General features: G+C 70.3%; 24 protein-coding genes. 17 read left to right on the forward strand and 7 right to left on the reverse strand.

Going from position 1 to position 26293, the window contains the following annotated elements:
- Positions 1-10 precede the first annotated feature (10 nt).
- On the reverse strand, positions 11-541 hold the full coding sequence (locus tag QSK36_RS05910; RefSeq protein ID WP_183534618.1) for a GtrA family protein: 531 nt from the start codon (positions 539-541) through the stop codon (positions 11-13).
- 242 nt (positions 542-783) lie between these two features.
- Between QSK36_RS05910 and QSK36_RS05915 the strand changes: the two genes are divergently transcribed.
- Genes QSK36_RS05915 through purE form a run of 3 tightly spaced genes read left to right on the forward strand, consistent with a single transcriptional unit; the run spans position 784 to position 3456 of the window.
- A complete protein-coding gene (locus tag QSK36_RS05915; RefSeq protein WP_183534620.1) occupies positions 784-1758 on the forward strand; it encodes a hypothetical protein in 975 nt (324 codons plus the stop codon).
- Between the two features lie 35 nt (positions 1759-1793).
- Positions 1794-2960 carry a 5-(carboxyamino)imidazole ribonucleotide synthase gene (locus QSK36_RS05920; RefSeq protein WP_183534622.1) on the forward strand — a complete coding sequence of 389 codons (1167 nt, stop codon included), beginning with the start codon at positions 1794-1796 and terminating at the stop codon, positions 2958-2960.
- A complete protein-coding gene (gene purE / locus QSK36_RS05925) occupies positions 2953-3456 on the forward strand; it encodes a 5-(carboxyamino)imidazole ribonucleotide mutase (protein WP_285781596.1) in 504 nt (167 codons plus the stop codon). Before QSK36_RS05920 ends, purE begins: the two co-directional genes overlap by 8 nt.
- Before the next feature lie 83 nt (positions 3457-3539).
- On the opposite strand, the gene QSK36_RS05930 is transcribed toward purE, so the two are convergent.
- Complete coding sequence (locus tag QSK36_RS05930) at positions 3540-4967, reverse strand: MDR family MFS transporter (protein WP_285781597.1); 1428 nt, start codon at positions 4965-4967, stop codon at positions 3540-3542.
- 96 nt (positions 4968-5063) lie between these two features.
- On the opposite strand from QSK36_RS05930, the gene QSK36_RS05935 reads away from it, so the two are divergent.
- Complete coding sequence (locus tag QSK36_RS05935; protein WP_183534623.1) at positions 5064-5663, forward strand: TetR/AcrR family transcriptional regulator; 600 nt, start codon at positions 5064-5066, stop codon at positions 5661-5663.
- Positions 5664-5762: 99 nt separating this feature from the next.
- On the opposite strand, the gene QSK36_RS05940 is transcribed toward QSK36_RS05935, so the two are convergent.
- On the reverse strand, positions 5763-7076 hold the full coding sequence (locus QSK36_RS05940; RefSeq protein ID WP_183534625.1) for a UDP-glucose dehydrogenase family protein: 1314 nt from the start codon (positions 7074-7076) through the stop codon (positions 5763-5765).
- A 226-nt stretch (positions 7077-7302) separates the two neighbouring features.
- Here QSK36_RS05940 and QSK36_RS05945 point away from each other — a divergent pair, with 226 nt between their 5' ends.
- Complete coding sequence (locus QSK36_RS05945) at positions 7303-8466, forward strand: acyl-CoA dehydrogenase family protein (RefSeq protein WP_285781598.1); 1164 nt, start codon at positions 7303-7305, stop codon at positions 8464-8466.
- Between the two features lie 159 nt (positions 8467-8625).
- Here the strand turns inward: QSK36_RS05945 and QSK36_RS05950 are convergent, their stop codons facing one another.
- A complete protein-coding gene (locus QSK36_RS05950; RefSeq protein ID WP_183534629.1) occupies positions 8626-8925 on the reverse strand; it encodes a site-specific integrase in 300 nt (99 codons plus the stop codon).
- A gap of 369 nt (positions 8926-9294) precedes the next feature.
- On the opposite strand from QSK36_RS05950, the gene QSK36_RS05955 reads away from it, so the two are divergent.
- Entirely contained in the window at positions 9295-10887 is a 1593-nt protein-coding gene (locus QSK36_RS05955) for a glycoside hydrolase family 44 protein (RefSeq protein ID WP_285781599.1), read from the forward strand.
- 299 nt (positions 10888-11186) lie between these two features.
- On the opposite strand, the gene QSK36_RS05960 is transcribed toward QSK36_RS05955, so the two are convergent.
- Entirely contained in the window at positions 11187-11825 is a 639-nt protein-coding gene (locus tag QSK36_RS05960) for an HD domain-containing protein (RefSeq protein ID WP_285781600.1), read from the reverse strand.
- A gap of 349 nt (positions 11826-12174) precedes the next feature.
- On the opposite strand from QSK36_RS05960, the gene QSK36_RS05965 reads away from it, so the two are divergent.
- A complete protein-coding gene (locus tag QSK36_RS05965; RefSeq protein WP_285781601.1) occupies positions 12175-13167 on the forward strand; it encodes a GlxA family transcriptional regulator in 993 nt (330 codons plus the stop codon).
- 224 nt (positions 13168-13391) lie between these two features.
- A complete protein-coding gene (locus QSK36_RS05970; RefSeq protein WP_285781602.1) occupies positions 13392-14453 on the forward strand; it encodes an FUSC family protein in 1062 nt (353 codons plus the stop codon).
- 40 nt (positions 14454-14493) lie between these two features.
- Here QSK36_RS05970 and QSK36_RS05975 read toward each other — a convergent pair whose 3' ends face one another.
- Positions 14494-15831, reverse strand: coding sequence for a penicillin-binding transpeptidase domain-containing protein (locus QSK36_RS05975; RefSeq protein WP_183534633.1), 1338 nt, complete (start codon positions 15829-15831; stop codon positions 14494-14496).
- Positions 15832-16295: 464 nt separating this feature from the next.
- Between QSK36_RS05975 and QSK36_RS05980 the strand changes: the two genes are divergently transcribed.
- From QSK36_RS05980 to QSK36_RS06000, 5 genes are all read left to right on the forward strand, one after another.
- Positions 16296-16838 (forward strand): MauE/DoxX family redox-associated membrane protein, encoded by a 543-nt coding sequence (locus tag QSK36_RS05980; RefSeq protein ID WP_183534634.1) that lies wholly within the window; start codon positions 16296-16298, stop codon positions 16836-16838.
- Positions 16839-16853: 15 nt separating this feature from the next.
- Entirely contained in the window at positions 16854-17396 is a 543-nt protein-coding gene (locus QSK36_RS05985; RefSeq protein ID WP_183534635.1) for a TlpA family protein disulfide reductase, read from the forward strand.
- A complete protein-coding gene (locus QSK36_RS05990) occupies positions 17393-19312 on the forward strand; it encodes an ABC transporter ATP-binding protein (protein ID WP_285781603.1) in 1920 nt (639 codons plus the stop codon). Before QSK36_RS05985 ends, QSK36_RS05990 begins: the two co-directional genes overlap by 4 nt.
- Complete coding sequence (locus QSK36_RS05995; RefSeq protein ID WP_183534637.1) at positions 19309-19755, forward strand: S26 family signal peptidase; 447 nt, start codon at positions 19309-19311, stop codon at positions 19753-19755. The genes QSK36_RS05990 and QSK36_RS05995 overlap by 4 nt, the downstream gene beginning before the upstream one ends.
- Before the next feature lie 108 nt (positions 19756-19863).
- Complete coding sequence (locus QSK36_RS06000) at positions 19864-20037, forward strand: hypothetical protein (protein WP_183534639.1); 174 nt, start codon at positions 19864-19866, stop codon at positions 20035-20037.
- Between the two features lie 72 nt (positions 20038-20109).
- Here QSK36_RS06000 and QSK36_RS06005 read toward each other — a convergent pair whose 3' ends face one another.
- Complete coding sequence (locus QSK36_RS06005) at positions 20110-22017, reverse strand: AfsR/SARP family transcriptional regulator (protein ID WP_183534641.1); 1908 nt, start codon at positions 22015-22017, stop codon at positions 20110-20112.
- 162 nt (positions 22018-22179) lie between these two features.
- On the opposite strand from QSK36_RS06005, the gene QSK36_RS06010 reads away from it, so the two are divergent.
- The 4 genes from QSK36_RS06010 to QSK36_RS06025 all read left to right on the forward strand — a co-directional run bounded on the left by QSK36_RS06010 (position 22180) and on the right by QSK36_RS06025 (position 26236).
- Positions 22180-22833: a TetR/AcrR family transcriptional regulator gene (locus QSK36_RS06010; protein ID WP_183534643.1), complete on the forward strand. Its 654-nt coding sequence runs from the start codon at positions 22180-22182 to the stop codon at positions 22831-22833.
- A gap of 163 nt (positions 22834-22996) precedes the next feature.
- Complete coding sequence (locus tag QSK36_RS06015; RefSeq protein ID WP_285781604.1) at positions 22997-23374, forward strand: hypothetical protein; 378 nt, start codon at positions 22997-22999, stop codon at positions 23372-23374.
- 38 nt (positions 23375-23412) lie between these two features.
- A complete protein-coding gene (locus tag QSK36_RS06020; protein WP_285781605.1) occupies positions 23413-24597 on the forward strand; it encodes a serine hydrolase domain-containing protein in 1185 nt (394 codons plus the stop codon).
- Positions 24598-24757: 160 nt separating this feature from the next.
- The gene (locus tag QSK36_RS06025; RefSeq protein ID WP_285781606.1) at positions 24758-26236 is read left to right on the forward strand and encodes an AAA family ATPase; all 1479 of its coding nucleotides are present in this window, start codon (positions 24758-24760) and stop codon (positions 26234-26236) included.
- The last annotated feature ends 57 nt before the right edge of the window (positions 26237-26293 follow it).

The raw sequence follows: 26293 nt of genomic DNA on the forward strand, positions 1-26293 counted from the left end.
AGCTGAGGGTTCAGCTGGTGGTGAGGGGGTCGGCCTGTGCCTTCACGTCGGGGTGGGGCCGCGCGCCGACCCTCTCGACAGCCCCCTCGACGGGCTCCTCGGCCAGCTCAGGGGCCGCCAGGAACACCCACTTCTTGTACGACCAGAGGCGGAACAGCGTGCCGAGGCCCAGGCCGACGGCCTGAGCGATGTTGTAGCTCAGCGTGTCGTGCAGGCCCAGCGAGTACGTCACGAAACCGATGGCGAGTAGCGCGGGCAGCAGGCCGATGCCGTTCAGCAGGAAGAACAGGACGTACTCGCGCGCCAGGCCGCTCTGCTGGCGATGCCGGTAGGTCCAGAAGCGGTTGCCCGCGTACGCGAACGTCGCGGCGACGATCGTGGCCAGGACCTTCGAGAACAGCGGGCCCATGCCGACGCCGAACCGCAGCAGGTTGGCGCCGCCGAAGTCGATGACGAACGCGATCGCGCCCACCAGGCCGAACTTGATCAACTCGTGGATGAGCGCGGCGAACCGCTCGTAGGCGCGTCGTAGAAACTGCACGTCCCGCACGGTCCTTCCTGTTCGGCGGCCATGGTCGGCGGCGAGGTCTTCTCAGGCTACCGGTAGCAAGCACAAATCGGGGTCTTGCCGCAACCTTCGCCCGCTTCGTCCCAGGTCATCGAAGAACATTTCAAGAAAAATCCTGCTATGTGGGATGAGCGGGCGCTCTTCGCACTACGCTCTCGCCCGACCAGGATCACCTAGTTCGGGGACGCGCGCGTTCTGGAGGGGTGGCCTTTCTCGTGTTGCGCAGACTCACGGCCCTCGGTCTCGGCCTCGTCCTGCTCGCGGGGTGTGGGACCGAGGGCGCACGCGAGACCCCGGCCGAGCCAGGCACCACGTCCCCGGCGACGGTCGAGATCACCGCGGCCGACGCGCAGGCGGCCTTCGACGGCCTCGGCGACCTGTCCGGCGCCTGGAAGGACCGGGACTGCGCCGAGATCGAGCAGCTCACGACCGGTGTGGAGAGCACCGTCGGGAGCCGCGTCTGCGCGGCCGCCCGCGAGGGCCGCTCGGCGCCCGCCTTCCGTGCCTATCGGGATCCGGAGTTCCTGCTGCCCACCCGGGAGGACGGTGAGGACGGCGCCTGGTTCGCCGTGCTCGCCCGCAAGCCCGAGCCGGCCTACTTCGTCTTCGTACGGGCGGACGGCCGATGGCGGCTCGGCGCCGGGCCGATCCCGCTCGTCGGCAAGGCGCCCGAGGTGGAGGGCGGCGTGGACGGCGAGGCGATCGACGCCGCGGCCGACCCGGACGCGGCCGTCGGGGCGCGGCTCGCGCCCACCCGGCACGTCGCGTTCCTGACCGATCCCGCCGGAGCGAACGGGGACGGGGTCAGCGGGGTGCGCTTCGCCTCCGGCGATCCCATGCGCCGCCTTCTCGCGGAACTGGTCCGCGCCCCCGGCAGGGTCCGTCCCGATCACCTGTCCACCGACGTGCGCATCGAGGGACCGGCCCGCGCGCTCGCGCTGCCCGGCGGCGGATCGCTGGTGTTCCACGCGCTGCGCGTCGTCTTCACCCAGAAGCCGGGCTCGGGCCGTCACTCCCTCGCCCACCCCCGCTATCGGGCCGCCGACGTACGCGCCTTCACGGGCGGCGCGGCCACGACCGTCACCGGCAGCGAGATCCTGGTGCTGGCCACCAGGGTGGCGAAGGACACCACGATGACGACGGTCGGCATGCGCCGGGTCCTCGCCGACCTCGCCGAGGGCTCCGGCTGACGGTTTTCCTCGCGCAATAGGTAGGCTGACCTGTCGTGAACAGCTCGAACGTTCCCCCTTCCGCACCCGTGACCGCGCCCGTGGTGGGCATGGTCGGCGCGGGCCAGCTGGCGAGGATGACGCAGCAGGCCGCGATCGCGCTCGGCATCGACCTGCGCGTGCTCGCGAACACCCGTGACGAGAGCGCCGCCAAGGTGATCGTGGACACCCGGCTCGGCGACTACCGCGACCTCGCCGATCTCCGGGAGTTCGCGAAGGGGTGCGACGCCGTCACCTTCGACCACGAGCACGTGCCGACCGAGCACATCCGGGCCCTGACCGCCGACGGCCACGCCGTACATCCGGGGGCGGACGCCCTGGTCCACGCGCAGGACAAGGCGGTCATGCGGGAGCGGCTCACCGAGATCGGCGCGCCCTGCCCGGCCTGGGCCCGCGTCGAGGACCTGGCCGGTGTGGAGACGTTCGCCGAGGAGCACGGCTGGCCGGTCGTGCTGAAGGCCGTGCGCGGCGGCTACGACGGCCGGGGCGTGTGGGTCTGCGAGACCCCCGACGAGGCGCGCGAGGTGCTCGGCACCGGTGTGGCCCTGCTGGCCGAGGCGTTCGTCCCGTTCGAGCGGGAGGTCGCCGTGCTGGTGGCCCGGTCCGCCCACGGCCAGGGCGTCAGCTATCCCGTGGTCGAGACCGTGCAGAAGGACGGCATCTGCGTCGAGGTCATCGCGCCCGCGCCCGGCCTGGGTGAGGAGCAGGCGGCGGACGCCCAGCGTGTCGCGCTCACGATCGCCCGCGACCTCGGTGTGACCGGGCTCCTCGCGGTCGAGATGTTCGTCACGAAGTCCGGGCTCGTGGTCAACGAGCTGGCCATGCGCCCCCACAACAGCGGCCACTGGACGATCGAGGGCGCCCGCACCTCGCAGTTCGAGCAGCACCTGCGGGCCGTGCTCAATCTGCCGCTCGGGTCGCCGTCGATGACCGCGCCGGTTGTCGTAATGGCCAACCTGCTCGGCGGGCCCGACCCCGACGTGTACTCGCGGTATGAGCACGTGATGGCCAACGACCCGGGCATCAAGATTCACTTCTATGGCAAGGATGTCCGGCCCGGCCGCAAGATCGGGCACGTCACCGCCCTCGGGACCGACCTCGACGAGGTGCGGGCCCGCGCTCACCACGCCGTCACCTGCCTGAGAGGACCTGTGGATGCCTGACGTCGGGATCGTCATGGGGAGCGACTCGGACTGGCCGGTGATGCGGCAGGCCGCCGAGGCGGTCGCGGAGTTCGGCGTCTCCTTCGAGGCCGACGTGGTGTCGGCGCACCGCATGCCCGCGGAAATGATCGATTACGGCTCCCGCGCCGCCGGGCGCGGGCTGAAGGTGATCATCGCGGGTGCGGGCGGCGCGGCCCACCTGCCGGGCATGCTGGCCTCGGTCACCCCGCTGCCCGTGATCGGCGTCCCGGTGCCGCTGAAGTATCTGGACGGCATGGACTCGCTGCTGTCGATCGTCCAGATGCCGGCCGGGGTGCCCGTGGCGACCGTCGCCGTCGGCGGGGCCCGCAACGCGGGGCTGCTCGCCGTACGGATCCTGGCGGCGTCGGACGAGGGGCTGCGGCGGCGGATGGAGGAGTTCCAGGACACCCTGCGGGACCAGGCGCACGCCAAGGGCGAGCGCCTGCGCGCCGAGGCGGCCCAACTCGGTCAGTAGGCCCAACTCGGTCAGTAGGCCCAACTCGGTCAGTAGTCACAGGTCGGTCAGTAGGCACAGCTCGGTCAGTAGTCCCGGCGCGGTCAGCGGCCCGTCGCGCGGCGGGTGAGCCGGGAGGGCAGCCACGCCGACACGGCCAGCGCGAGCACCGTGAAGCCGACGGACCACCAGAACGTGTGGCCGAAGGCCGCCGCGGCGTCCGGCGACCCGCCGGGATGACGGGCGAGTTCGCTGTCGAGGACCACGGCCAGCACGGCGGTGCCGAACGAGCCGCCGATCTGCTGCAAGGTCCTCGTGATCACGCTGGCATGCGGCACCCGGTCGCGGGCGAGTCCCTCGTACGCGCTGGTCATGATGGGAATCGTGACGGCGCCGAGGCCGATGCCGCGCACGACCAGCGCGGCGATGAGCCACCACGTCTCGATGCCCGGTCCGGCCCAGGCGAACGGCAGCGTCCCCAGCGCCGTGACCGCCAGGCCCACGGCGGTGACCGGGCGCGCGCCCACGCGGTCGGTGAGCGTGCCGGCCGGTCCCCGGCTCAGCAGCACGCCTATGCCCTGCGGGGCGAGCAGGAGGCCGGCCGTGAGCGCGTCCAGGCCGCCCACCTGCTGGAAGTAGAGCGGGATCAGCAGCATCGCGCCGTACAGGACGAAGCCCGACAGGAACATCAACGCGCTCGCCGCACCGAACGAGGGCTTCCCCAGCAGTCGCACGTCGACGAGCGGTGTGCCGTCCGTCCTGAGTGCTCGTACGGCGAAGCAGGCGACGAGCGTGGCGCCCGCGACGAGCGGCAGGAGCACCTCGGCGTGGCCGAAGCCGCGGTCGGCGCTGACCCGGGAGAGCCCGAAGATGATCGCGGCGATGCCGGGGCACAGCAGGGCAAGGCCGATCCAGTCGAGCGCCGCGTCGCGGTCGCGTTCCCCCGAGGGCATGAAGCGCCAGGCCAGCGCGAGCCCGGCCAGGCAGAACGGCACGTTGACCCAGAAGATCCAGCGCCAGGTGAGGTGCTGGACGATCAGGCCGCCGAGGACCGGGCCGAGCACCGGGCCCAGCAGGGCGGGCAGCGCGATGACCGCCGTGGCGCGGCCGAGTGAACGCCCGTTCGCGGCCTGGACCAGGAGCGTCTGCATGACGGGCAGCATGAGACCGCCGCCCGCGCCCTGCACCACCCGGCAGACGATCAGCGTCGTCGCGTCCGGGGCGAGGCTCGCGCCGACGGATCCGGCCAGGAAGAGCGCCAGCGCGGCCAGCCAGACCTTCTTGCCGCCGAAACGGCCGGTCAGCCAGTTCGTCGTCGGCACCGCCATGCCGAGGGCGAGCAGGTAGCCCGTGGTGATCCACTGGACGGTCGAGACCGGCACGCGCAGTTGCCGTCCCAAGGTCTCCAGTGCGATGTTGACGATCGTCGTGTCGAAGACGACGGCGAGGGCGCCGGTCAGCATGACGAGCGAGAGCCGGACGAATCCCGGGTCGAGGCGTTCCCGGGCGAGGGATGGCCGCAAGGTGCTCACGGTGACCTCCGGACGATGATTGGATGCACTCGTGTATCTAATCGACCGGACGTCGCGCCGTCAATAAGATGCATTCGTGTATCTTGAGGGGGAGTCGTGCCAGAGAAGACCGCAAGCCGGCGGCGCGGGGCCGAGTTGGAGGAGGCGTTGCTGGACGCCGCCTGGGACGAACTGGTCAGCGTCGGCTATGGCGGCTTCACGTTCGAGGGTGTGGCCGCACGTGCCCAGACCAGCCGGCCGGTCGTCTACCGCCGTTGGGCCAGCCGGGCAGACCTGGCGGTAGCCGCGATCGGCCACTACGGCCGGAAGAACCCGTTCGCGGTGCCCGACACCGGATCTCTCCGCGACGACCTCGTGGCCCTGCTGCGCTGGATGTCGGAGCGGCGCGGCGAGTTGGCGGTGGTGATGAGCATGCAGATGAGCGAATACTTCGCGGAGACCGACTCCACCTTGGCCGACCTGCGGGAGCGGCTCCTGGCGGAGCGCGGGGGACCCCGCCTGATGGAGCAGGTCCTCGGCCGCGCCGCCGCGCGCGGGGAGATCGACCCTCGGCGCATCACCGCGCGGCTGGCGGACCTGCCGGTCGACCTGATCCGTCACGAACTCCTGATGACCCGGCGACCGGTCTCCGAGGATGTCATCGCCGAGATCGTCGACGACGTCTTCCTGCCCCTCGTCCGCCTCAGGGCGGGGTGACGGAGCTCCTCGACCGCCCAGGCCGTGCCTGGGCAAGCACGGCCGGTGAGGTCGGCGAGATCGGCGTGGTCGGCGTGGTCGGCGTGGTCGGCGGGGAGATCAGGGGCGGCCGAGGGCGCGGTAGTCCCAGCCGGCTTCGCGCCAGGTGTCCGCGTCGAGCGCGTTGCGGCCGTCGACGATCGTGCGGGCGGTGACGACCGTGCCCAGCTCCTCGGGGTCGAGGGCCACGAACTCCTGCCACTCGGTGAGCAGCAGCACGACCTCGGCCCCCTGTGCGGCCTCCAGGGCCGACCCGGCGTACCCGAGGTGGGGGTGGGCCGCCCGCGCGTTCGACAGGGCGGCCGGATCGTAGACCGTGACCTGCCCGCCCTGCTCCGCGATCTTCACGGCCACGTCGAGCGCCGGCGAGTCGCGGATGTCGTCGGAGTTGGGTTTGAACGCCGCTCCCAGCACCGCGACCCTGCGGCCGTCGAACGCCCCGCCCAGGAGGTCGCGGGTGAGGTCGACCGTCCGGACGCGGCGGCGCAGGTTGATCTCGTCGACCTCGCGGAGGAAGGCGAGCGCCTGGTGGGCGCCGAGCTCGTCGGCCCTGGCCGTGAACGCCCTGATGTCCTTGGGCAGGCAGCCGCCGCCGAAGCCGAGGCCGGCGTTGAGGTATCTGCCGCCGATCCGCTCGTCGTACGATAGCGCCTGCGACAACTGGGTGACGTCGCCGCCGGCGGCCTCGCAGACCTCGGCCATGGCGTTGATGAACGAGATCTTCGTGGCCAGGAAAGCGTTCGCGGCCGACTTCACCAGCTCGGCGGTGGGGAAGTCGGTCACCACGATCGGGACCTCGCCCAGGGGTGCGTAGACGTCCCGCAGCACCTTCTCGGCCCGCTCGGAGGCGACCCCGAGCACGATCCGGTCGGGGCGGAGCGTGTCCTGCACGGCGAAGCCCTCACGCAGGAACTCGGGGTTCCAGGCCAGCTCGACCTGCATCCCGGCGGGCGAGAGCCGTACGAGCTTGTCCGCGAGGCGCTCGGCGGTGCCGACCGGCACCGTGGACTTGCCCACGACCAGGCACTCGCGGTCGAGGTGGGGGGCCAGCGACTCGACGACCGCGTCGAGGTAGGAGACGTCGGCGGCGTACCCGCCCTTCGTCTGGGGCGTGCCCACACAGATGAAGTGGACGTCGCCGAACTGCGCCACCTCCTCGTAGGAGGTGGTGAAGCGCAGCCTGCCCGAGTCGAGGTTGCGTTGGAGGAGCTCCTGCAGGCCGGGCTCGTGAATCGGCAACTCGCCGCGCTGCAGTCGCTCGATCTTGCTCTGGTCCACGTCAATACCGAGCACTTCGAAGCCCAGTTCGGCCATGCACGCCGCGTGCGTAGCACCCAGGTATCCGGTCCCCAGCACAGTGAGGCGGTACGGCACGGCATGCTCCCCTCTTACCGACTCTTTGTGATCTGGCATGGTACCGGCCTAGTCAACTGCCCTGTGAGCCACCTGGGCAAACCAGCGCCTTGGCCCCCACGGTACGGCTCCGGACGTGCCAGGTCGACGCCAGGCCATCACTTCCTCGCCCCTGTCAGGGCGTTGTGTCAAGGAGGGAGTCGTACTGACTGGTAACTTTCTAGTCGGACGTCCTAGTATCGGCGCTATGAGCTTCCCTCTCTACGCCCCCGCTGAGGAGCACGAGATGCTCCGCGAGACGGTCCGGGCCCTCGCCGACGAGAAGATCGCCCCGCGTGCCGCGGCGGCCGACGAGAACGAGGAGTTCCCCTGGGAGGTCTACAAGGACCTCGTCGCGGCCGACCTGCACGCCGTCCACATCCCCGAGGCGTACGGCGGGGCGGGCGCCGACGCGCTCGCGACCGTGATCGTCATCGAGGAGGTCGCCCGCGCGTGCGCCTCGTCCTCGCTGATCCCGGCCGTCAACAAGCTGGGCACCGTGCCGCTGCTGCTGTCGGCGTCCGAGGAGCTCAAGCACCGCTACCTGACGCCGGTGGCGCGCGGGGAGGGCATGTTCTCCTACGCCCTGTCCGAGCCGGAGGCCGGCTCTGACGCCGCCTCGATGAAGACCAGGGCCGAGCGTGACGGCGACCACTACGTGCTCAACGGCACCAAGATGTGGATCACCAACGCGGGCGTGTCGGAGTACTACACGGTCATGGCCGTGACCGACCCCTCGGCCGGCGCCCGCGGCATCTCGGCGTTCGTGGTGGAGAAGGACGACGAGGGCGTCTCGTTCGGGGCCAAGGAGAAGAAGCTCGGCATCAAGGGCTCGCCCACGCGCCAGGTCATCCTGGAGAACGTCCGCATCCCGGCCTCGCGGATGATCGGCGAGCCGGGCACCGGGTTCAAGACCGCCCTGGCCACGCTCGACCACACCCGCATCACGATCGCCGCCCAGGCGCTCGGCATCGCGCAGGGCGCGCTCGACTACGCGCTCGGATACGTCAAGGAGCGCAAGCAGTTCGGCAAGGCGATCGCCGACTTCCAGGGCCTGCAGTTCATGCTCGCCGACATGGCGATGAAGCTGGAGGCCGCCCGCCAGCTCACCTACGCCGCCGCCGCCAAGTCGGAGCTGGCCATGAAGGGCACTCGGGTCAAGGACCTCACGTTCTTCTCCAGCGCCGCCAAGTGCGCCGCCTCCGACGCCGCCATGGAGATCACTGTCGACGCCGTCCAGCTGCTGGGAGGGTACGGCTACACGCGGGAGTTCCCGGTCGAGCGCATGATGCGCGATGCCAAGATCACCCAGATCTACGAGGGCACCAACCAGATCCAGCGCATGGTCATGGCCCGCCAGCTCCTCAAGTAACCCCTGACGTGCGAAAACCCCGTCTGCCGTTCAGGGCGGGCGGGGTTCGCTGTGTCCTGACAGGACTCGTAAACGATCACTGTTCCGTCCCTGCTCCGTGAGAGACGGTGCGGTGCCCACCGTCGTGGGCAACACCATTGCGGCCAGGAGGGCATGCCATCACTGTTTTGATAGGCCCGGCACGACGCGTTCCCGATCGTTCTTCGGCAGCGCGTAGACGTGGTCGGCACCCAGCTTCTTGATCTGTCGGCGGACCCGGATCACCTGCTCGTCGAAGTCGACGTCTTCCAGGGCGAGGCCGAAGAGTTCGCCTTGTCGGAGCCCACAGGACGCCGCAATTACCGGGACCGGACGGAAGAGATCGGGGTGAGCGTGGATCAGCGCATGGAGGCGCTCGTCCGACCAAGCGATCAGCCCTGATTGTTTTCGGTCACACCACGAGGTGGTGACGTTGTCCACTGATCGCGGTTGTCGACCAGCGAGGTCAACCGAGCCCACGAAGTCGATCTGCAGGTCGCCGCGCAGCCGAGAGGCCGAATTCGTGGGCTGTGTGTGGAACTTTCAGGCTGTCCTCCTGAACCGCGGCCGGGTCGTTACGGGGCGGCCAAGGCTTGACCTGGAGACGCACCAAGTCAGGGGGGCCAAGTTTCTTCGATTCCGCCTGGCCGCCCGCCTCCGCGCGACTGCAGCGCCTTGACTCGAGTGAAGCGTCCGGTCAGGCTCCTCGATTGTTGACCGATAGATCGATTGACGGGAGCGTCGATGATGGGTGCTCAACGGCGGCGGAAGCTGCGATCGGCCACGACGCTCGGCGTAGCGGTGTCCTTCGTGGCGGGGACTTTGACCGCCCAGGCGGCCCTGGACCCGGCTGCGGCGGCAGCGGGTCCTACGTTGTCGGTGGACCTGTCCGCCGCCCGGCACCCGATCAGTCCGGACATCTACGGCATGAACGGCGCCGACCCGGCGTTCGCCGCCGAGATCGGCCTGCCGGTGGCGCGCTGGGGCGGCAACGCGAGCACGCGTTACAACTTCAAGAACCACACCTACAACACGGGAAGCGACTGGTACTTCGAGAACATCGTCGCCGGGCCCGACAACACGGTCGAGGCGTTCGTCAAGACCAACCAGGCCCGCGGCAGCAAACAGGTCGTCACCGTGCCGATGAGCGGGTGGGTGGCCAAGGACTCGCCCGCCCAGCACCCGTTCGCCTGCGGATTCCCTGCCAGCCGGTTCCCCGCTCAGGACGGATTCGACCAGTGGGACGCCGGCTGCGGCAACGGCAGGCTCAACAACGCGAACCTCACCGGGGCGGTGCCTGAGGACACCTCGATCCCGGTGGACGCCTCATTCGACGGCGAGATGGTGTCGCATCTCGTGAGCCAGTTCGGTACGGCGGCGCGCGGCGGCGTGTCGATCTACGAGCTCGACAACGAGCCGGTGTTGTGGAACTCCACGCACCGCGACGTGCACCCCGAGGCGGTCTCGTACGACGAGCTGGGCAGCAAGAGCACCGCGACCGCCGCGGCCATCAAGGCCGCCGACCCGAGCGCCGCTGTGCTCGGCCCGTCCGGCTGGGGATACTGCGAGTGGGTCGCATCCGGGGTGGACGGATGTGCGCCGGGCGCTGACGCGGCCGCGCACGGCGGGCTCAACCTGTCGCAGTGGTTCCTGAAGAACATGAAGGATTACAGCGACGCGCACGGCGGCAAGCGCATGCTCAACTACTTCGACCAGCACTACTACCCGCAGATCAACGGCGGGAAGGACCCCGAGTCCAACGCGTGGCGGCTGCGGTCCACGCGTTCGCTGTGGGACCCGACGTACGTCGAGGAGTCCTGGATCGGCCCCACGGGCGTGAACGCGCCGCCGCTGCAGTTCATCCGCAAGATGAAGGAGTGGGTCGCGCAGTACTACCCCGGCACGAAGACCGCGATCACCGAGTACAACTGGGGCGCGCTGGACGACATCAACGGCGCCCTGGCGCAGGCCGACGTTCTCGGCATCTTCGGGCGTGAGGGTCTCGACCTCGCGACCATCTGGGGCGAACCTCAGCCGACGCAGCCCGGCGCCTACGCGTTCCGGATGTATCGCAACTATGACGGTGCGGGGAGCCGGTTCGGCGACGTGAGCGTGTCGGCGGCCAGCAGCGATCAAGGGCAGCTTGCGGTGTACGGGGCGCAGCGCTCGCGCGACAAGGCGCTGACCCTGATGGTCATCAACAAGACCGGCGGTGATCTGACCTCACCGTTGTCGATCGCCGGACTGCACGGCAACGCCAGGGCGCAGCGGTTCACCTACAGCCCGGCCGATCTCAACTCGATCGTGCGCGGTGACGATCTCATGGTGCACCAGGGCCGGGTCACTGCGACGTACCCGGCGAATTCGATCACCCTGCTGGTCTTGCCAGGGCATCGGCGTTGATGGTTCCCGGGAGGGCGCGGCCCTGGTCGGCCGACCTCTCCCGGCCTGGACGCGTAATCACCTCGCAGGCGAGAGTTTCCAGCGGCAGGATCTCTGTGAAGACCGGACGGCGGCGCCAGTAAGATCCGACCGGCGTGGATGTTCGCGAGCTTCGGCGCCGTCCGGGACGCTGATCGCCTGTCGCCGCCGACCGGCCTTCCGCTTACGAACAGCGACGATTCACCGAGGGCCGCGAACGCTGACGACAACGTCGGCCACCACGAGCACGCGTCGGCGTTGGGGCCTCGTTTGATGTGCGGTCAACTCGGCCAGGGCGAGCCAAGGATGCGCTCGACCGTCGTCGTGCGCCGGAAGCCGGGGATGAAGTGCTCGAGCACGTCGGAGTTCACGGTGCCGTTCGTGGTGTCCGGGCGGTTCTTGAGCCCGTCGACGTAGGCTCGCAGGAACTCGTTCTTGAAGTCCCCCCGGGGGTGGACGGTGAGGATCTCGTCCAGCTGAGCGTGTTCCAGTCCGTCCAGGCCGAAGCCGATCACGTCGGTCAATACGCCGAGGTGCGTGCTCGCGATCTCCGGGGCCATCCGGCCGGGGATGCCCGGCGTGGTGTGCAGCGCGATCGCCGTCCAGACGGTCTCGGCGGCGGTCGTCGAGAAACCCCGGTCCAGGAGGAACTCGCGCGCATGGTCGGCGCCGTCCACCTCGAAGCGCTGCTCGACATCGGAAAAGGGAGTCAGGAGGCCGAGGTCGTGGAACATGGCGGCCAAGTAGAGCAGCTCCGGATCCGGTTCCACACCGAGCTTGTGAGCGTGGATCAGGCCGAAGAAGTAGACCCGCCGGGAGTGGTGGTAGATGAGGGGGCTGGTCGTCTCCTGGATGAGCGCGGTCGCTTCGGCGACCGCCGCTGTCTCAGGAATCTCCAACCCCGCGATGACCTCTGGCATGACCCCTGACCTTCCGGGAATTATGTCGGGCTGTGGACCGTGTGTCCGACTTCCATGCTCCCCGCCGATCGGCGTGCGCCGCCGCCTTCGTCCGGCCAGGAATCACCTATATCCAGACAGGGCGAAATCGCAGCCGGGTGCTCCACCGCGACCACCTCGCGTAGCAGGGCCCCGCGCGTGGCCTGCGACTTCGCATCGTCCGGTCACGCCTGGAGGATCCCCGTGATCTCCGATGACGATGTGCTACCAATGAACGGTGTCAATGCCTCCTGCGTCGCCGGCCCGACAGCGGTCGGTGCCGGCGGGATCCGGCCGGTCATCGCGCGGATCCGGCTCCCGTGGGGCCGGAGTGACGGACGCCGCCCCCCATCGCGTCGCGATCCTCGTCTACAACGGAGTGACGTTGCTGGACGTCGCCGGTCCCGCGGAGGTGTTCAAGGAGGCGAACCGGTTCGGCGCCGACTACCGGATCGTGCTGCTGTCGCCGACCGGTGCGGACGTCACGTCGAACCTCGGGGTCCGGATCGCGGTGGACGGCGCCGTCTCCTCGGAGACGGCTTTGGGCACGCTGCTGGTGGCCGGGTCCGATCTCTATCCGCGCGCCCGTGTCCCCGGCGACCTGGCGGACGCCGCGCGGATACCCGCGGCTGTGGCCGGCCGGGTCGCGTCGATCTGCACCGGGGCGTTCGTCCTCGCCGCCGCCGGCCTCCTCGACGGCAAGCGCGCGACCACGCACTGGAAGGTCGCGCACGAGCTCGCCACCCGGTGTCCGACGTGTCGTGTCGAGCCCGACGCGATCTACGTTCGTGACGGCACCACGTACACGTCGGCAGGGGTGACGGCCGGCATCGATCTGGCGCTCGCCCTCGTCGAAGAGGACCACGGGCCCGACCTCGCGCGCGACGTCGCCCGCGCCTTGGTGGTGTACATGCAGCGTGCGGGTGGCCAGTCCCAGTTCTCGGCACCGCTGCAAGGACCGCCGCCCCGCTCGTCGGCTCTGCGTAAGGTCACCGACCTGGTGACGGCGAACCCCTGCGGGGACCACTCGCTCGGTGAGCTCGCTAAACACCTCAACGTGAGCACCCGGCACCTCACCCGGCTTTTCCACGACGAGCTGTCCACGACACCGGCCCGCTACGTGGAGGACATCCGATTCGACCTGGCCAGGGCACTGCTCGACCAAGGACACACCGCGACGCAGGCCGCGGCCCTCGCCGGGTTCCCCAGTTACGAAAGCATGCGGCGGGTTTTCGGCAGAAAGATGTCGATCAGTCCCGCCGCCTACCGGCGCCGGTTCAGCACGGCCCGGCACGTCAACGCGGGTCAGGCGCAGGCCGGGTAGCGCCGCCGCATCGGTCGGCGACGACGTCCCCGGGCTGGTAGCCGCCAACCCTCTGGACAGTCGTGCGAGGTGACGGCGACAGGGCGATCGCCACGCCTGAAAAGCCTGGCCTTCGCAGAATGGTTCGAACCAGAAGAATTCGGGGCAAATGTGATCCCAATGTCATAAAGATCCGCGATCGTAGAGGAGTGCGCACGTGGCTCGGTGATCAGGTGAGGAAACGGGTGGGTACGTTCGGCCTGATCGTGCCCTCTATCGCGCAGTGCGCCGTGGGCGCGGCGCTGGCCTGGATCGTCGCCGTTCACCTGCTCGGCCACGCCCATCCCCTCTTCGCGCCCATCGCTGTGATGATCTGCGTGGGTCTGGGGTTCGGGCAGCGGCTGCGCAGGGTGGCCGAGCTGGTGGTCGGCGTCAGTCTGGGCGTGGGCATCGGCGACCTGCTGGTGTCCTGGATCGGCTCGGGCCCCTGGCAGCTGGCGCTCGTGATCGCGCTGGCGATGACCATCGCGGCGCTGCTGAACAGCGGCGAGCTGTTCGTGTCGCAGGCCGGGTCGTCCGCGGTGCTGGTCGCCATGCTGGTGCCGGGCGAGGACGGCGGCGGGCTGGACCGGATGGCCGATGCGCTGGCCGGCGGCATCATCGGCATCGCCGCGGTCGCGCTGCTGCCCGCCAGCCCGCTCACCATCGCGGGCAAACATCTGTCCGGCGTGCTGGACGCCTTCTCCACCGTGCTGGAACAGGCGGCGGAGGCGATCGAGAAGGGCGATATGGACCTGGCCGCCGAGGCACTGGAGTGCGGCCGCAGGACCCAGACGGCGGTCGAGGATTTCGCGGCGGCGCTGGAGAACAGCAAGGAGATCATCAGGATCTCGCCGCTGCGCTGGCATCACCGGGCCAGACTGGCCAGGTACACGACCGCCGCCCTACCGGTGGATCTGGCGCTGCGCAACGCACGCGTCCTGGTCCGCCGCACGCTCGCGGCGATGGGGGAGGCGAGCCCGCCACCGGTCGCCCTGGCCGAGTTGCTGCGCGAAGTCTCGGAGGCGGCGCTGCTGCTCCAGCTCGAACTGGGCGCCGGACGGGAACCGATGTTGACCAGGCAGGCGTTGCTCGCCGTCGCCGCACGGGAGCGGCCCAAGAACCTGGGCTTCTCGGCGAACGTCATCATCGCGCAGCTGCGCTCCATCGCCGTGGACCTGCTCGAGGCGACCGGCATGGATCACGACGCGGCATCGGCCGCGCTGACCCCGCTGAACGAGCTGAGCGACGAGAGCATGCGCGGCTGAGATCGAACGCCTGCCCAGCGTCGCCCGGGGACGGCGGCGGTCAGTTCGGGCAGGCGTCGTGGCAGCCGCCGAAGCGCTCGGCGTCCGGCCGGACGAAGCGGGTCTCCTGCGTTCCGCGCAGCGCCTCGGTCATCGCCTTCTTCCAGATCAGGCCGGGCACCGACGTGCCGTCCACGTGCGAATAGCGGCGACCGCCGATGGTGACGTCCACCATCGGGTGCCGCACCGGGCCACGAGAGTCGCCGAGGCTGACGGCCGAGGCCAGGCCGGGGGTGTAACCGGCGTACCAGGCGGTGCGGGAGATGTCGCCCGTGCCGGGCATGCCCGCCGCCTCGCGGCCGACGCCCTTGAGTGAGCTCTTCGCCAGGACGTCCGCCAGCACTCCGGTGACCGCGTCGGCGACCGCCGGGTCCAGGACCTGCACGCAGTGCGCTGGGAAGGGGCGCCCGGCGCCTGAGCCGTCGCGGATCTCCGTGATCACTCGCGGCTCGCAGAAGCGGCCGCGGGCGGCGAGGCTCGCGTACGAGTTGGCCACCGAGACGGGATCGGCCTCAATAAGGCCCAGCGCGAAGGTCTCGAACTCCTGAAGCGGCTTTCCGTTTGCGCTCCTGAGCCCGAGCCGCTCGGCCATCCTGATGGTCTCGCACAGGCCGACCTTCTCCTGCAATTGCATGTAGAAGGTGTTCACCGCGTCCTGGGTGCCCGACCGCAGGGTGACGAACCGGGTCCCGTCCTTCTTCCGGTTGTGGATGCTGTGGGTTGGATCCGCGACGGCCCGGCCCGCGCAGTCCTTGAACTTCGAGTAGCTCCGGGGACGGTATTCGTCCGAGACCATGAACCCGTCGTCGTACCGGACACCGGCGGCGAGCGCGGCGGCCAGGGCGTAGGGCATCGCCGTCGTGCCCTGCTGGAAGCCCGGCCCGTCGGCGGGATCACGGCTGGTGACCATCGCCTGCACGGCCCCTTCGCCTGGGACGATCATGACCTGCGTGGCGACCTGCGGGTCGTCTCGGTGGACGTAGGCGTCGACGGCCTGTTGCGCCGCTCGCTGGAGCCGCTGGTCGATCGTCGTCTGGATCGTCAGGCCGTCACGGGTGAGCAGTCGCGGGTCCTCGGCGAGAAGCCGCCCTTTGACATACCGGCAGAGATAGGGATATCCGCTGTTCGCGCAGTCGCCGGAGAACTCCTCGATGACGGCGCCCTCGGCATCCAGTAGCACGCTTTTCCGCGCCGCGGGGGAAGCGGAGGCCGCCGCGGTGGAAACCGAGGCCACAGGCTCCTCGTCGACGTTGCCGCCCGCCGGGTTCCGCAATAACAGGAAAACCGCGACCACCGCACCCAGCGTGGCGACGCCCAGGAAAACCAGAAATGCCTTCATCGTCGCCCTTCGGTCGCCCAAGGCCGCGTTTCCGTCACGCCCCTGTTGTCTCGCCGGGCCGAAACGTCCTTCCATGATGCAGTCCCTGCACCACACCGGCCAAATTCGCGCGGGCACCGCGGTGCCCATTCCTCGACAGGGTGATTTCACCGATGACGGCCGCAGGCGGCGGTCATTGCCGATGGACATGCCGTTATTCAGTTTTCAGCCCCGCCGATGAACGATTGGATGGCCATCGAAAGCGTTAGCGAGCCGACTTCATCTCAATCGCTGGAACAGCGCCGAGGATGAAACGTCGCTGTGGAACGGCTCACCACATGCGCAGAGGCGTAGCGGGAATCGCCAGGCGGGCGGGGCGTTCGTCCCCGATACATCGCCGCGTGTAGCCGTCGTGTACCCGGCGTCCCGCGGTGATTCCTAGCGTGGTGGGCGACCCGCCCGCCCGACCGGGGATGAGGACGCCCGTGGCCTATCTCTTCGCCTTCCTCCGGCTGCTCACGGGGATCGTCTTCCTCATGTCCGCGGTGAGCAAGCTGCGCGGGCGGGCGGCGTACGAGGAGTTCACGCTGGCCACTCGCGCCCTCACACGGCTGCCGGCCCGGCCCGTCGCGGCGCTCGTCGTCGCCGCCGAGGTCGCCGTCGCGCCACTGCTGGCCTGGCCGCCCACCATGCTCGCCGGCTTCTGCGTCGCGCTCGGGCTGCTCGTGGCCTTCACCGTGGCCATCGTCGTCGCCATGCGGCGCGGCAGGCGGGTCCCCTGCCGCTGCTTCGGCGCCTCCGCCGTTCCGGTGGGCCCCGGTCATCTCGCGCGCAACGCGGTGCTGATCGTCGCGGCGGCGGCCGGAGCGGTGCAGGCCGGAATCGGAGCGGTTCCGGCCTGGACCGGAGCCGTCCCCGCGGGTCTCGGGCCGGCCGGGCTCGCCGCGGTCGCCCTGGCGGCCGGAGCCGCGGCGGTCCTGCTGTCCGCGATCGGCGAGATCGCCGGTCTCTTCACCAGTTCACCCTGACGGAGGTAGTCCCTCATGCCGTTCCTGACAGCGCTCGTCCTGGGCGTCGGCGTCCTGTGCCTGATCGACCTGGTGCTGACGGTCGGGGTGATCCGGCGGTTGCGGGCGCACGAGGAGATGCTGTCGGCGAGGCCGGTGGCGTCCCCGTCGATCGTGCTCCCACCCGGGGCGACGATCGGCGGCTTCTCCGCGGTGAGCACCGACGGCGTCCACGTCTCCGACGAGACGCTGACCGAGCCGGTCCTCGTCGGCGTCTTCTCTCCCGGGTGCTCGGCCTGCCACGACCGTCTGCCGCAGTTCGCCGAGCGTGCGCGATCCTTCCCCGGAGGACGCGGCAACGTGCTCGCCGTGCTCGTCGGTACGGAGGAGGAGGTGGCGGACGAGCGGCGGACGCTGGAGCCGGTCGCCCTGGTGCTGATCGAGGAGTACGGCACCGGCCTGACGAAGGCGTTGCAGGTGAACGGCTTCCCGTCCCTCGCCCTGGTCGACGTGCGCGGGAGGATCGTCGCCAGCGGGACCACTCTCGAGGACCTCGACAAGATTCCCGTACACGCGTGACGGCGCGGGTGCGGGGCCTCGCCGGAGCGCGGGCGGTGGTCACCGCTCTCGGCATGGCCTGGCGGGCCGGCAGGGGGCTGACCATCGCCTTCGCCGTCCTCAGCGCGCTCATGGCCGTCCTGCCGGTGACGATCGCCTGGTGCACCAAGCTGGTCCTCGACGAGATCGCCGGCGGCCGGCCCGGGGCCGGTGTGACGGCGGCGCTGGGCGCCGCGCTCGCCGGGTGCGGGGTGCTGACGGCGCTCGGGCCGCAGATCGTCCAGTACGTCAGGGACGAGAGCGGGCGCAGGATCGGGCTCGTCGCCCAGGACAGCCTCTTCAGGGCCACCGAGCGGTTCGTCGGCCTCGCCAGGTTCGAGGACCCCGCGTTCCTCGACCGGATCCGCATGGCCCAGCAGTACGGCGGGGCGACCCCGGGCATGGTGGTCTCCGCCGCCCTGGGCGCCGCCAGGACGGTGATGACCGGCGCCGGGTTCCTCGTCTCCCTCGTGACGATAAGCCCGTGGACGGCCGCCCTCGTGGTCGGCGCCGCGGTGCCGTCCCTGGCCGCGGAGCTCTGGCTGTCCCGGCGGCGTGCCGCCATGCTGTGGGGCATCGGCCCGGTCGAGCGCCGCGAGTTCTTCTTCGGTGAGCTTCTCGTCAACGTCCGGGCGGCCAAGGAGCTGAGGCTCTTCGGCATCGGAGCGCATCTGCGCGGGCTGATGACCGCCCAGCGGCGGGCCGCGAACGCCGAGCGGAGCCGCACCGACCGGCGGGAACTCGGCGTCCAGGCCCTCACCGGGACCACGGCGGCGCTGGCGACCGGGGGCGGCCTGCTGTGGGTTCTCCTCTCCGCGGCGAACGGCACGGGCGGGGTCGGCGACGTCGCGCTGTTCCTCGCCGCCGTCGCCGGAGTCCAGGCGGCGGCGAGCGGTCTCGTCGTCGAACTCGTCACCGCGCATCAGCAGGTGCTGCTGTTCGGCCACTACCTCGCCGTCCTGGACGCCGAGCCGGACCTGCCGGTCCCGGCCCGGCCCCGGCGGGCCGGTCCGCTGCGCCGGGGGATCGAGCTGAAGGACGTGTGGTTCCGCTACTCGCCCGGCCATCCCTGGGCCCTGCGCGGCGTCAGCCTGACCATCCCGTACGGCAGCGCGGTGGCGCTCGCCGGGAGGAACGGCGCGGGCAAGAGCACGGTGGTCAAGCTCCTGTGCCGGATGTACGACCCGGAGCGCGGCTCGGTCCTCTGGGACGGGATCGATCTCAGGGAGATGAACCCGGCGGAGCATCGGGCGCGGATCGGGGCGGTGTTCCAGGACTACATGGAGTACGACATGACCGCGGCGGAGAACATCGGCCTGGGCGATCTCGCCGCGCTGGACGACCGGGGGAGGGTCGAGGCGGCGGCGCGGCGGGCGGGCGTGCACGGCGTCGTGAGCGGCCTGCCCCGGGGGTACGACACCATGCTGTCCCGTATCTTCGCCGGCCCCGCGAAAGAGGGCCTCGCGGAGGACGGCCCCGCGGAGGACGGTCCCGCGGCGGACGGCGGCGGCGACGTGGGCGTCCACCTGTCGGGCGGGCAGTGGCAGCGGCTCGCCCTCGCCCGCGCCTACCTGCGGGGCGAGCGGGACCTGCTCATCCTGGACGAGCCCAGCTCGGGCCTCGACGCCGAAGCGGAGCACGAGATCCACCAGGGCCTGCGGGAGCACCGCCGCGGCCGTACGAGCCTGCTGATCAGCCATCGGCTCGGCGCCGTGCGCGACGCGGACCACATCGTGGTCCTCGACGGCGGACAGGTCGCCGAGCAGGGCACGCACACCGGGCTGCTCGCGTGCGGCGGGATCTACGCCCATATGTTCGCCCTCCAGGCGGAGGGATATCGGCAGCGGGAGGACCGGAACGCCGACGCCCCGCGCGACCGGCTCTCGGGGGCACGATGACACCCGTCCTGCTCGTCCTGCTCGCATCGGCGCTCGGGGGCGTCGTCGTGATGGTGGCCAGGCGGACGTTGCACGTCGTCGAGGTGCACGGGGAGAGCATGGAGCCCGGCCTGTGGCCCGGTGACCAGGTTCTCGTGCGCAGGCTGCGGCCCGGCCGGCCCGGCCGGCGCGTTCGGCGCGGGGACATCGTGGTCATCTCCCGCGTGGGCCCGGGGGAGGGCGTCACGCTCGACGGCGGCACGAACCTGGCGATCAAGCGGGCTGCGGCCGTGGCCGGGGATCCGATCCCTCCGGGATTCGAGGCGTTGGGGGAGACCCTGGTGCCGCCGGGGCGGCTGCTCGTCCTCGGGGACAACCCGTCGCGCAGCACCGACTCCCGGCAGTGGGGGCTCCTGCCGGAAAGCAGGATCACCGGTGTCGTGCTCCGGCGGTTGAACGCGTGAACCAGGTGAAGCGAATACAGGAAATCGTGTATCGGGGTAATACGTCCCTGACCGAAGCCGCTCCTAATGTCGGTCACCGAAAAGGAGTCCTTCAGAAGGAGGAGCTGAATGACACGGACGATTCAGCGGCTGGCGGACCGGATGGTCGCCCGGCTGGTCCCGGCCACCCGCGCGGAGGCGGTCAACTGCTGGTATGAGGGCTCAACCTGCGTCCAGCGCTACTGCTGCACCGGGTCGGGCATCCCCAGCGGCTACTGCACTCCGTGGCAGTACCTCTGCTAGACGGATACAGCGGAGCGCCCTGTCGCGTAAACGCCCCTTGCGTAAAGGGCGCTCCGCTCTCGCATCGCCACCCTAGGCGAATGCCGCCGAATTCCCGCTCTCGTGTTTTCCGGCGGTTCTGGCGATCTCCATGGCGTACAGGCGGGTGAGGTCGTTCATCCGGTAGTGGTCGGGGGCCATCGACTTCATCAGGCGGAGATCGGCCAGCCTGCCGAGCGCCGCCCACGCCGTGCGCCGGTCGCATCCGAGGAGCCCCGCTGCGGTCGCAGACCCGCAGTCGGCCATGCCTCGCTCGCCGAGGCGGTGGAACAGGGCGAGCGCGCTGCCGTTCGCCGTTCCCCCGCACTGCCGCAGGGCCTGGTAGTCGAGGTCGAGAGCGCTCCGCACGGAAAGGTCACCGCAGGTCAGCAGGTCGAGCCGGTGCTCCTCGCAGGCCAGCATGTCGGCGAACGCCGCCAGCGTCCACTCCCGTCTGACCGCCAGTCGCTTGCCAGCGATCCGCAGCGCGAGCGGCAGGTTGTCGCAGAGCCGGGCCACTCTCCTCACCTGCTCGGGGTCGACCCGGTCCCGGCCGCAGAGCCGGACCAGCAGCTCGTACGCCGTGTCGTCCGTCAGGGGAGCGAGCGGCAGATGGTCGACATCGTCGAGCGCCGCGAGCACCCTCCGGCTGGTGATCACGAACCGGCAGTCCGGGCAGGCGCCGATCAGAGAACGCAGTTGCCCCTCGTCGGTCACGTTGTCGAGGAGGACGAGCACGCGCCTCCCGGTCGTGGCGGTCCTGAACTGGAGCACCGCGTCGTCGAGGTCCGGGGCGATCTGGTCGCTCGCCAGCCCCAGCAGGCTCAGCAGCCGCGCCGGCGTCTCGTAAGCGCCGGGCCGGGGAAGGGACCGCAGATCGACGTGGAGCACGCCGCCGGGGAAATCCGGCGCCGCCATCCGGACGGCATGCAGGGCCAGGGCCGACTTGCCCACCCCCGCCGGGCCGTGGACGGCGACGGGCCGCGGGGGAGAGGCGGCGATCGCGGCCACGAGCTCATCCAGCTCCAGATCCCGGCCCACGAGACTTCCGGACCCCGCGACCGGCGTCGGCGCCGCTTTCGGTTCCGCCATCGGTTCCGCTTTCGGCCGCGCTTTCGGCGCAGGCGCCGGGTGGGACGAGCCGGGGGCGCGGAGCGGGGGAACCGCGCAGAGCGCCGGATCCCGGTTGAGCATGCTCCGGTGCAGCTCGGCCAGCTCTGGCCCGGGCTCGACGCCCAGCTCCTCCGCCAGGAACGCGCGCGCCTGCCCATAGGCGGACAGCGCGGCCGCGGAGTCGCCGGTGCGATACAACGCGAGCATGAGACTGCCCCACAGCCGCTCCCTGGTGGGATGGGCGGCCACCGTCTCACGGAGCTCCGGCACCGCGTCGGCGTGCTCGCCCAGCATGAGGCGGGCCTCGGCCTGCGCCTCCAGGGCCAGGCAGCGCTGCTCGGCGAGCGCGTCCAGGCGGGGGCCGAGCGCCGCCGACCTGGGCACGTCCTCGGCCGGTGCGCCCCGCCACCGGGCGAGGGCCGCCGACAGGTGCCGCAGCGCCGCCTCCGGCCGCCCGGCGGACAGCGCCTTCCTGCCCTGCCGCAGGGCATCGGCGAACTCGGTCACGTCGAGCTCGCCGGCGTGCGCGGTGAGGACGTAGCCGGGCGGCCGGGCCGTCAGCCGGTCGCCTTCGCCGAGCGTGCCCCGCAGCCGGTTGACGTAGGTGCGGACGTTGGCGACGGCGGAGTGGGGCGGCTCCTCGTCCCACACGGCCATGATCAGCCGGTCGATCGACACGACCCGGTTGGGTTCGAGCAGCAGCGCGGTCAGCAGGGCGCGCTGCTTGGGCGAGCCGAGCGGGACCGGCCTGCCGTTCCTCCTGACCTCGACCGGGCCCAGCAACCCGAACCGGAGGCTCAATCCGCCCTCCGGAAGCCCGAGGGCGCGGACGTACGCGTCCAATCGCATGATCGGTGCACGAGGGGACCTCCATAGGCGTCGGAATCCCCACGAAGATCCCTGCCCGCCGCAAACCCCCACAAGGTCGGCGAGCGTCCGGAACAGTTCCGGATCGCGCCTACCGGGGCAAGTGCGTGATTAGGGGGAGACCAGGCGGGAACCGACTACCCCATGACGGGTACGGGCGACGGGGGCCTGTCCGACCGCGTTCTCCAGGTGGCGACCCGCTTGTTCGCCGGGTTGGGTTACGACGGCACGGACATGCGGCAGATCGCCGACGCCGCGGGCACGGATGTGGCCTACGTCAGGCGGCGGTTCGGCGACAAGCGCGAGATCTACCTCGAGGTCATGGATCGCATGAACAGCGCGCACAACGCCGTCCTGGAAAAGGGGGTCAAGGACATCGTCGGCGCCTCGCCCGAACAGAAGATCGTCGCCATGCACCGGCTCCTCGACCGATACATCGACTTCTGCCGCAGGCAGCCGGAGTATCCGGCGCTCTACACCCACAGGTGGCTTTCCGACGCCACCGACATCCCCGAGCTTGAGCCGATGTACGCCGCGCCGGCGGCGCAGTTCGTGATCGACACCATCGCTCCCCTGGTGACCGCCCCGGACGTGGACGTGGACTACACCATCAACTCGGTGATCTGGTGCGTCCACAGCTTCGTGCAGAGCGGCGTGTACGACCGGTCGGGCCGGCGCTACGACCACGACCATCCAGTCGCGCTGTGGCGATTCCGCAGCTATCTGCATCAGATGGTCCACCGTACGCTCCGCCTGCCGGGGGAGCCCCCACCGATGGAGCGTCCATCTCGTAGGTGAGACGGAGACCGTCGGCCTGCGGGCGGTTGACGATGTCCCGCCTCCTGCTCTAACTTCGTCTCCGTAAGAGACGAAGTTAACTCGTTGTCGTTGCGGGGCTTCGTCCTGGGCGTGGTAGTAATGAGACCCGCGGAGGAGGCCGTACAGACAGAGTTGGTGCACCATGACCGAGCGGTACCTCGGCGTCGTCGGCATCGGCGAGGCGCTGGGCGTGAGCCGGCACGCGGTGCACAAGTGGCGCTCCCGCTATCCCGGCGGTTCGGAGCGCCCGTTCCCGGAGCCCGATGTCGAGGTCGACGGGACTCCCGGCTGGCGGCCTGACCGGCTTGCGGAGATCATCGAGTGGCGTAACGGCCTGCCGGGCCGTGGCGCGGGCGGCGGACGTCCTACCGCCGCACGACAGGAATACCTGAAGGAAGCGGCGGCGCGAGGCATGGACCGGGACGAGGCGCTGCGCGCGCTCGTCACGTTGTCCGAAGATTTTCCCGAGATGACCGAGCCGGAAATCTGCGCCTGGCTCATCGGGCACTGGCGGAGATAGCACTTCCCCCGATCAATCCATCACGAAGGCGATGACGCATGCCCGAAATCGGCGGCGAGACCGCACCCGGATTCGAAGCGGTACGTGAGGCGTTCGCGGCCAACCTGGCCGGCGGACAGGAAGTGGGCGCCGCGGTCGCCGTCTACCTGCACGGCAGGAAAGTCGTCGACCTGTGGGGCGGAATCGCCGATCCCGGCACCGGCCGCCGCTGGGAGCGCGACACCCTGCAGGTCGTGTTCTCCACCACCAAGGGCGTCACCGCCGCCTGCGCGCATCTGCTCGCCGAGCGCGGCGAACTGGACCTGGACGCACCCGTCGCCGTCTACTGGCCGGAGTTCGCGGCATGCGGAAAAGACCGGATCCCGGTCCGCTGGCTGCTCACCCACCAGGCCGGACTGCCCGCGCTCGATCACCCGATCACCCCGGCGGAGGCGATCGCCTGGGATCCCATCGTGACCGCACTGGCCGCCCAGCGGCCGTTCTGGGAGCCGGGCACCGACCACGGCTACCACGCCCACACGTACGGCTGGCTGGTCGGCGAAGTCGTCCGCCGGGTGACCGGCCGAAGTCTCGGCACGTTCCTCGCCGAGGAGATCGCGGCGCCGCTCGGCCTGGACCTGTGGATCGGACTGCCGGAATCCGAGCAGCACCGGGTCAGCCGGATCGTCTCCGCCCCAATCGACCTCGGCGCGTTGGCCGGGATCGACCTGGACGCCCTGCCCGAGCCCGCGCGCGAGGTGATGAGCGCCTACGCCGATCCCACGTCGCTGACGATGCGGGCGATGACCGTCGTCACGCCGATGCTGAACCACGACGACCCCGCCGAGCAACTCGCGGAGATGCCGTCCACCAACGGCATCTGCACCGCCCGCGCGCTGGCCCGTTTCTACGCCGCGCTCATCTGTGAGGTCGACGGGCATCGCCTCATCTCACCCGCCACTCTGGCGGCGGCGACCGCCGAGCAGGTCAGCGGTGTGGACCGCGTCCTGCGCGTGCCCGTCCGGATCGCCACCGGTTTCGGCCTGCCGACACCCGACGCCTTCTGGTACAGCCCGACCGCCTTCGGGTTCCCCGGCTACGGCGGATCGCTCGGCTTCGCCGACCCGGCGACCGGCCTGGCCTTCGGCTACGTCATGAACCACATCCGGGAAGGCGTACCGGACCGGAGGGCCGCCACGCTCCTCGACGCGGTCCGCGGCGCGATCATGGCCGGGGCTCGTTAGCCGCGGGGCCAGTCTTCGGTGAGGGCATCGACCGGGGTGCCGGAGGCGTGAAGGCGGCTGTCGATCGCTTCGACGACGGGCTCGCCCCGGACGCCGAAATGAACCAGTACCGACTTCCGCGGCGTCACCTGTGGACCACACTCTGTCATGGAGGTGTGATGTGGTTCCGAAGCCTGAGCGGATGTTCGGCCGGGTGCGGGAGTGGCAGGGGCTCGCCTCCTTCGTGTCGGCGAGTGCGATGAGCGGCGCCGCGCTCGGGGTCGTCAGCGGACGCCGCAGGCAGGGGAAGGGCTTTCTCCTGCGGGCCCTGGCGGAGGAGACCGATGGCATGTACTTCGCCGCTACCGAGGCCACGGAGGCGGAGTCGCTCCGGCTCTTCGCGGACGCGCTCGTACGGCATACGCGGGAGGTGCCGGAGCGTCCCTTCCGCGACTGGAACGACGCGATCGCGGAGTTGTTCCGCAGGTTCCGAGGCCGGCCGACTCTGGTGGTCGTGGACGAGTTTCCCTTCCTGTCCAGAGTCACGCCAAGCCTCCCCTCCATCATTCAACGCGAACTCGGCCCGGGCGGCAGCGGACGGGACAGTTCCGCGCGACTGATCCTCTGCGGCTCCGCCATGGCGGTCATGGGCGGGCTGCTCGCGGGGCAGGCGCCGCTGCGGGGGCGGGCCGGGCTCGAGCTGGTCGTCCAGCCCTTCGGCTACCGCGACGCCGCGCGGTTCTGGGGGCTCACGGACCCGCGCCTGGCCGTGCTCGTGCACTCGATCGTCGGGGGCACTCCCGCGTACCGGTTCGAGTTCACGCAGGGTGACGCGCCCGCCGGGCCGGGCGACTTCGACTCCTGGGTGGTCAGGACCGTGCTGAACCCGCAGAAGCCTCTTTTCCGTGAGGCCCGGTATCTTCTCGCGGAGGAGTCGGACATCCGCGATCCGGCTCTCTACCACTCCGTACTGGCGGCGATCGCCAGTGGAAACACCACGAACGGCGGTATCGCGAGCTACATCGGCCGCAGGTCGGACCAGATCACTCATCCGCTCAACGTCCTCGAGGACTGCGCGCTGGTGGCCCGTGAGCCGGACGTCTTCCGCCAGGGCCGTTCCCGCTACCGCATCGTCGAGCCCCTGATCACCTTCTACGAGGGTGTGATGCGGCGGCGCTGGCCGGAGCTGGAGGCGTATCGCGGTGAGGCCGTGTGGGGCTCGGTACGTGAGACCTTCCTGGCCCAGATCGTGGGCCCGCACTTCGAGGCTCTGTGCCGCGACTACGCCATGGGCGCAGGCGAAGAAGTGTTCGGGGGTTTCCCCGCCACGGTGGGCGCGGGCACCGTGAACGACCCGGAGAACCGCACCCAGATAGAGATCGACGTGGCGGTCTTCTCTCCCCCTGATGGAGGCCGGGCGGGCAGGTTGCTGTCCCTGGGGGAGGCGAAGTGGGGGGAGACGATGAGCCATCACCACGTGGGGCGGCTGGCCCGGGCCCGCGACCTCCTCGCCGCCAAGGGCTACGACACCCGTGACACGATTCTGGCCTGCTACAGCGGTTCGGGCTTCACCACTGAGCTGCTGGCCTCGGCCGCCGGGGACCCCGGTATCCGCCTGATCGGCCTGGACGACATCTACGCCCCGGGTGCATTCGGCTGAAGCCCCGCCGGCCACGCGCACCGCAGCTCGGCCTGTCAGCCGACTCGCGATCTATCC

This window comes from Microbispora sp. NBRC 16548 (genome assembly GCF_030268985.1).
Taxonomy (GTDB): Bacteria; Actinomycetota; Actinomycetes; order Streptosporangiales; family Streptosporangiaceae; genus Microbispora; species Microbispora catharanthi.

Coding starts and splice junctions, on each gene's coding strand:
- purE (WP_285781596.1), top strand. CDS start 2,953: ATGCCTGACGTCGGGATCGTCATGGGGAGCGACTCGGACTGGCCGGTG.
- QSK36_RS05945 (WP_285781598.1), top strand. CDS start 7,303: ATGAGCTTCCCTCTCTACGCCCCCGCTGAGGAGCACGAGATGCTCCGC.
- QSK36_RS05960 (WP_285781600.1), bottom strand. CDS start 11,825: ATGCCAGAGGTCATCGCGGGGTTGGAGATTCCTGAGACAGCGGCGGTC.
- QSK36_RS05975 (WP_183534633.1), bottom strand. CDS start 15,831: ATGAAGGCATTTCTGGTTTTCCTGGGCGTCGCCACGCTGGGTGCGGTG.
- QSK36_RS05985 (WP_183534635.1), top strand. CDS start 16,854: ATGCCGTTCCTGACAGCGCTCGTCCTGGGCGTCGGCGTCCTGTGCCTG.
- QSK36_RS05995 (WP_183534637.1), top strand. CDS start 19,309: ATGACACCCGTCCTGCTCGTCCTGCTCGCATCGGCGCTCGGGGGCGTC.
- QSK36_RS06000 (WP_183534639.1), top strand. CDS start 19,864: ATGACACGGACGATTCAGCGGCTGGCGGACCGGATGGTCGCCCGGCTG.
- QSK36_RS06005 (WP_183534641.1), bottom strand. CDS start 22,017: ATGCGATTGGACGCGTACGTCCGCGCCCTCGGGCTTCCGGAGGGCGGA.
- QSK36_RS06010 (WP_183534643.1), top strand. CDS start 22,180: ATGACGGGTACGGGCGACGGGGGCCTGTCCGACCGCGTTCTCCAGGTG.
- QSK36_RS06015 (WP_285781604.1), top strand. CDS start 22,997: ATGACCGAGCGGTACCTCGGCGTCGTCGGCATCGGCGAGGCGCTGGGC.
- QSK36_RS06020 (WP_285781605.1), top strand. CDS start 23,413: ATGCCCGAAATCGGCGGCGAGACCGCACCCGGATTCGAAGCGGTACGT.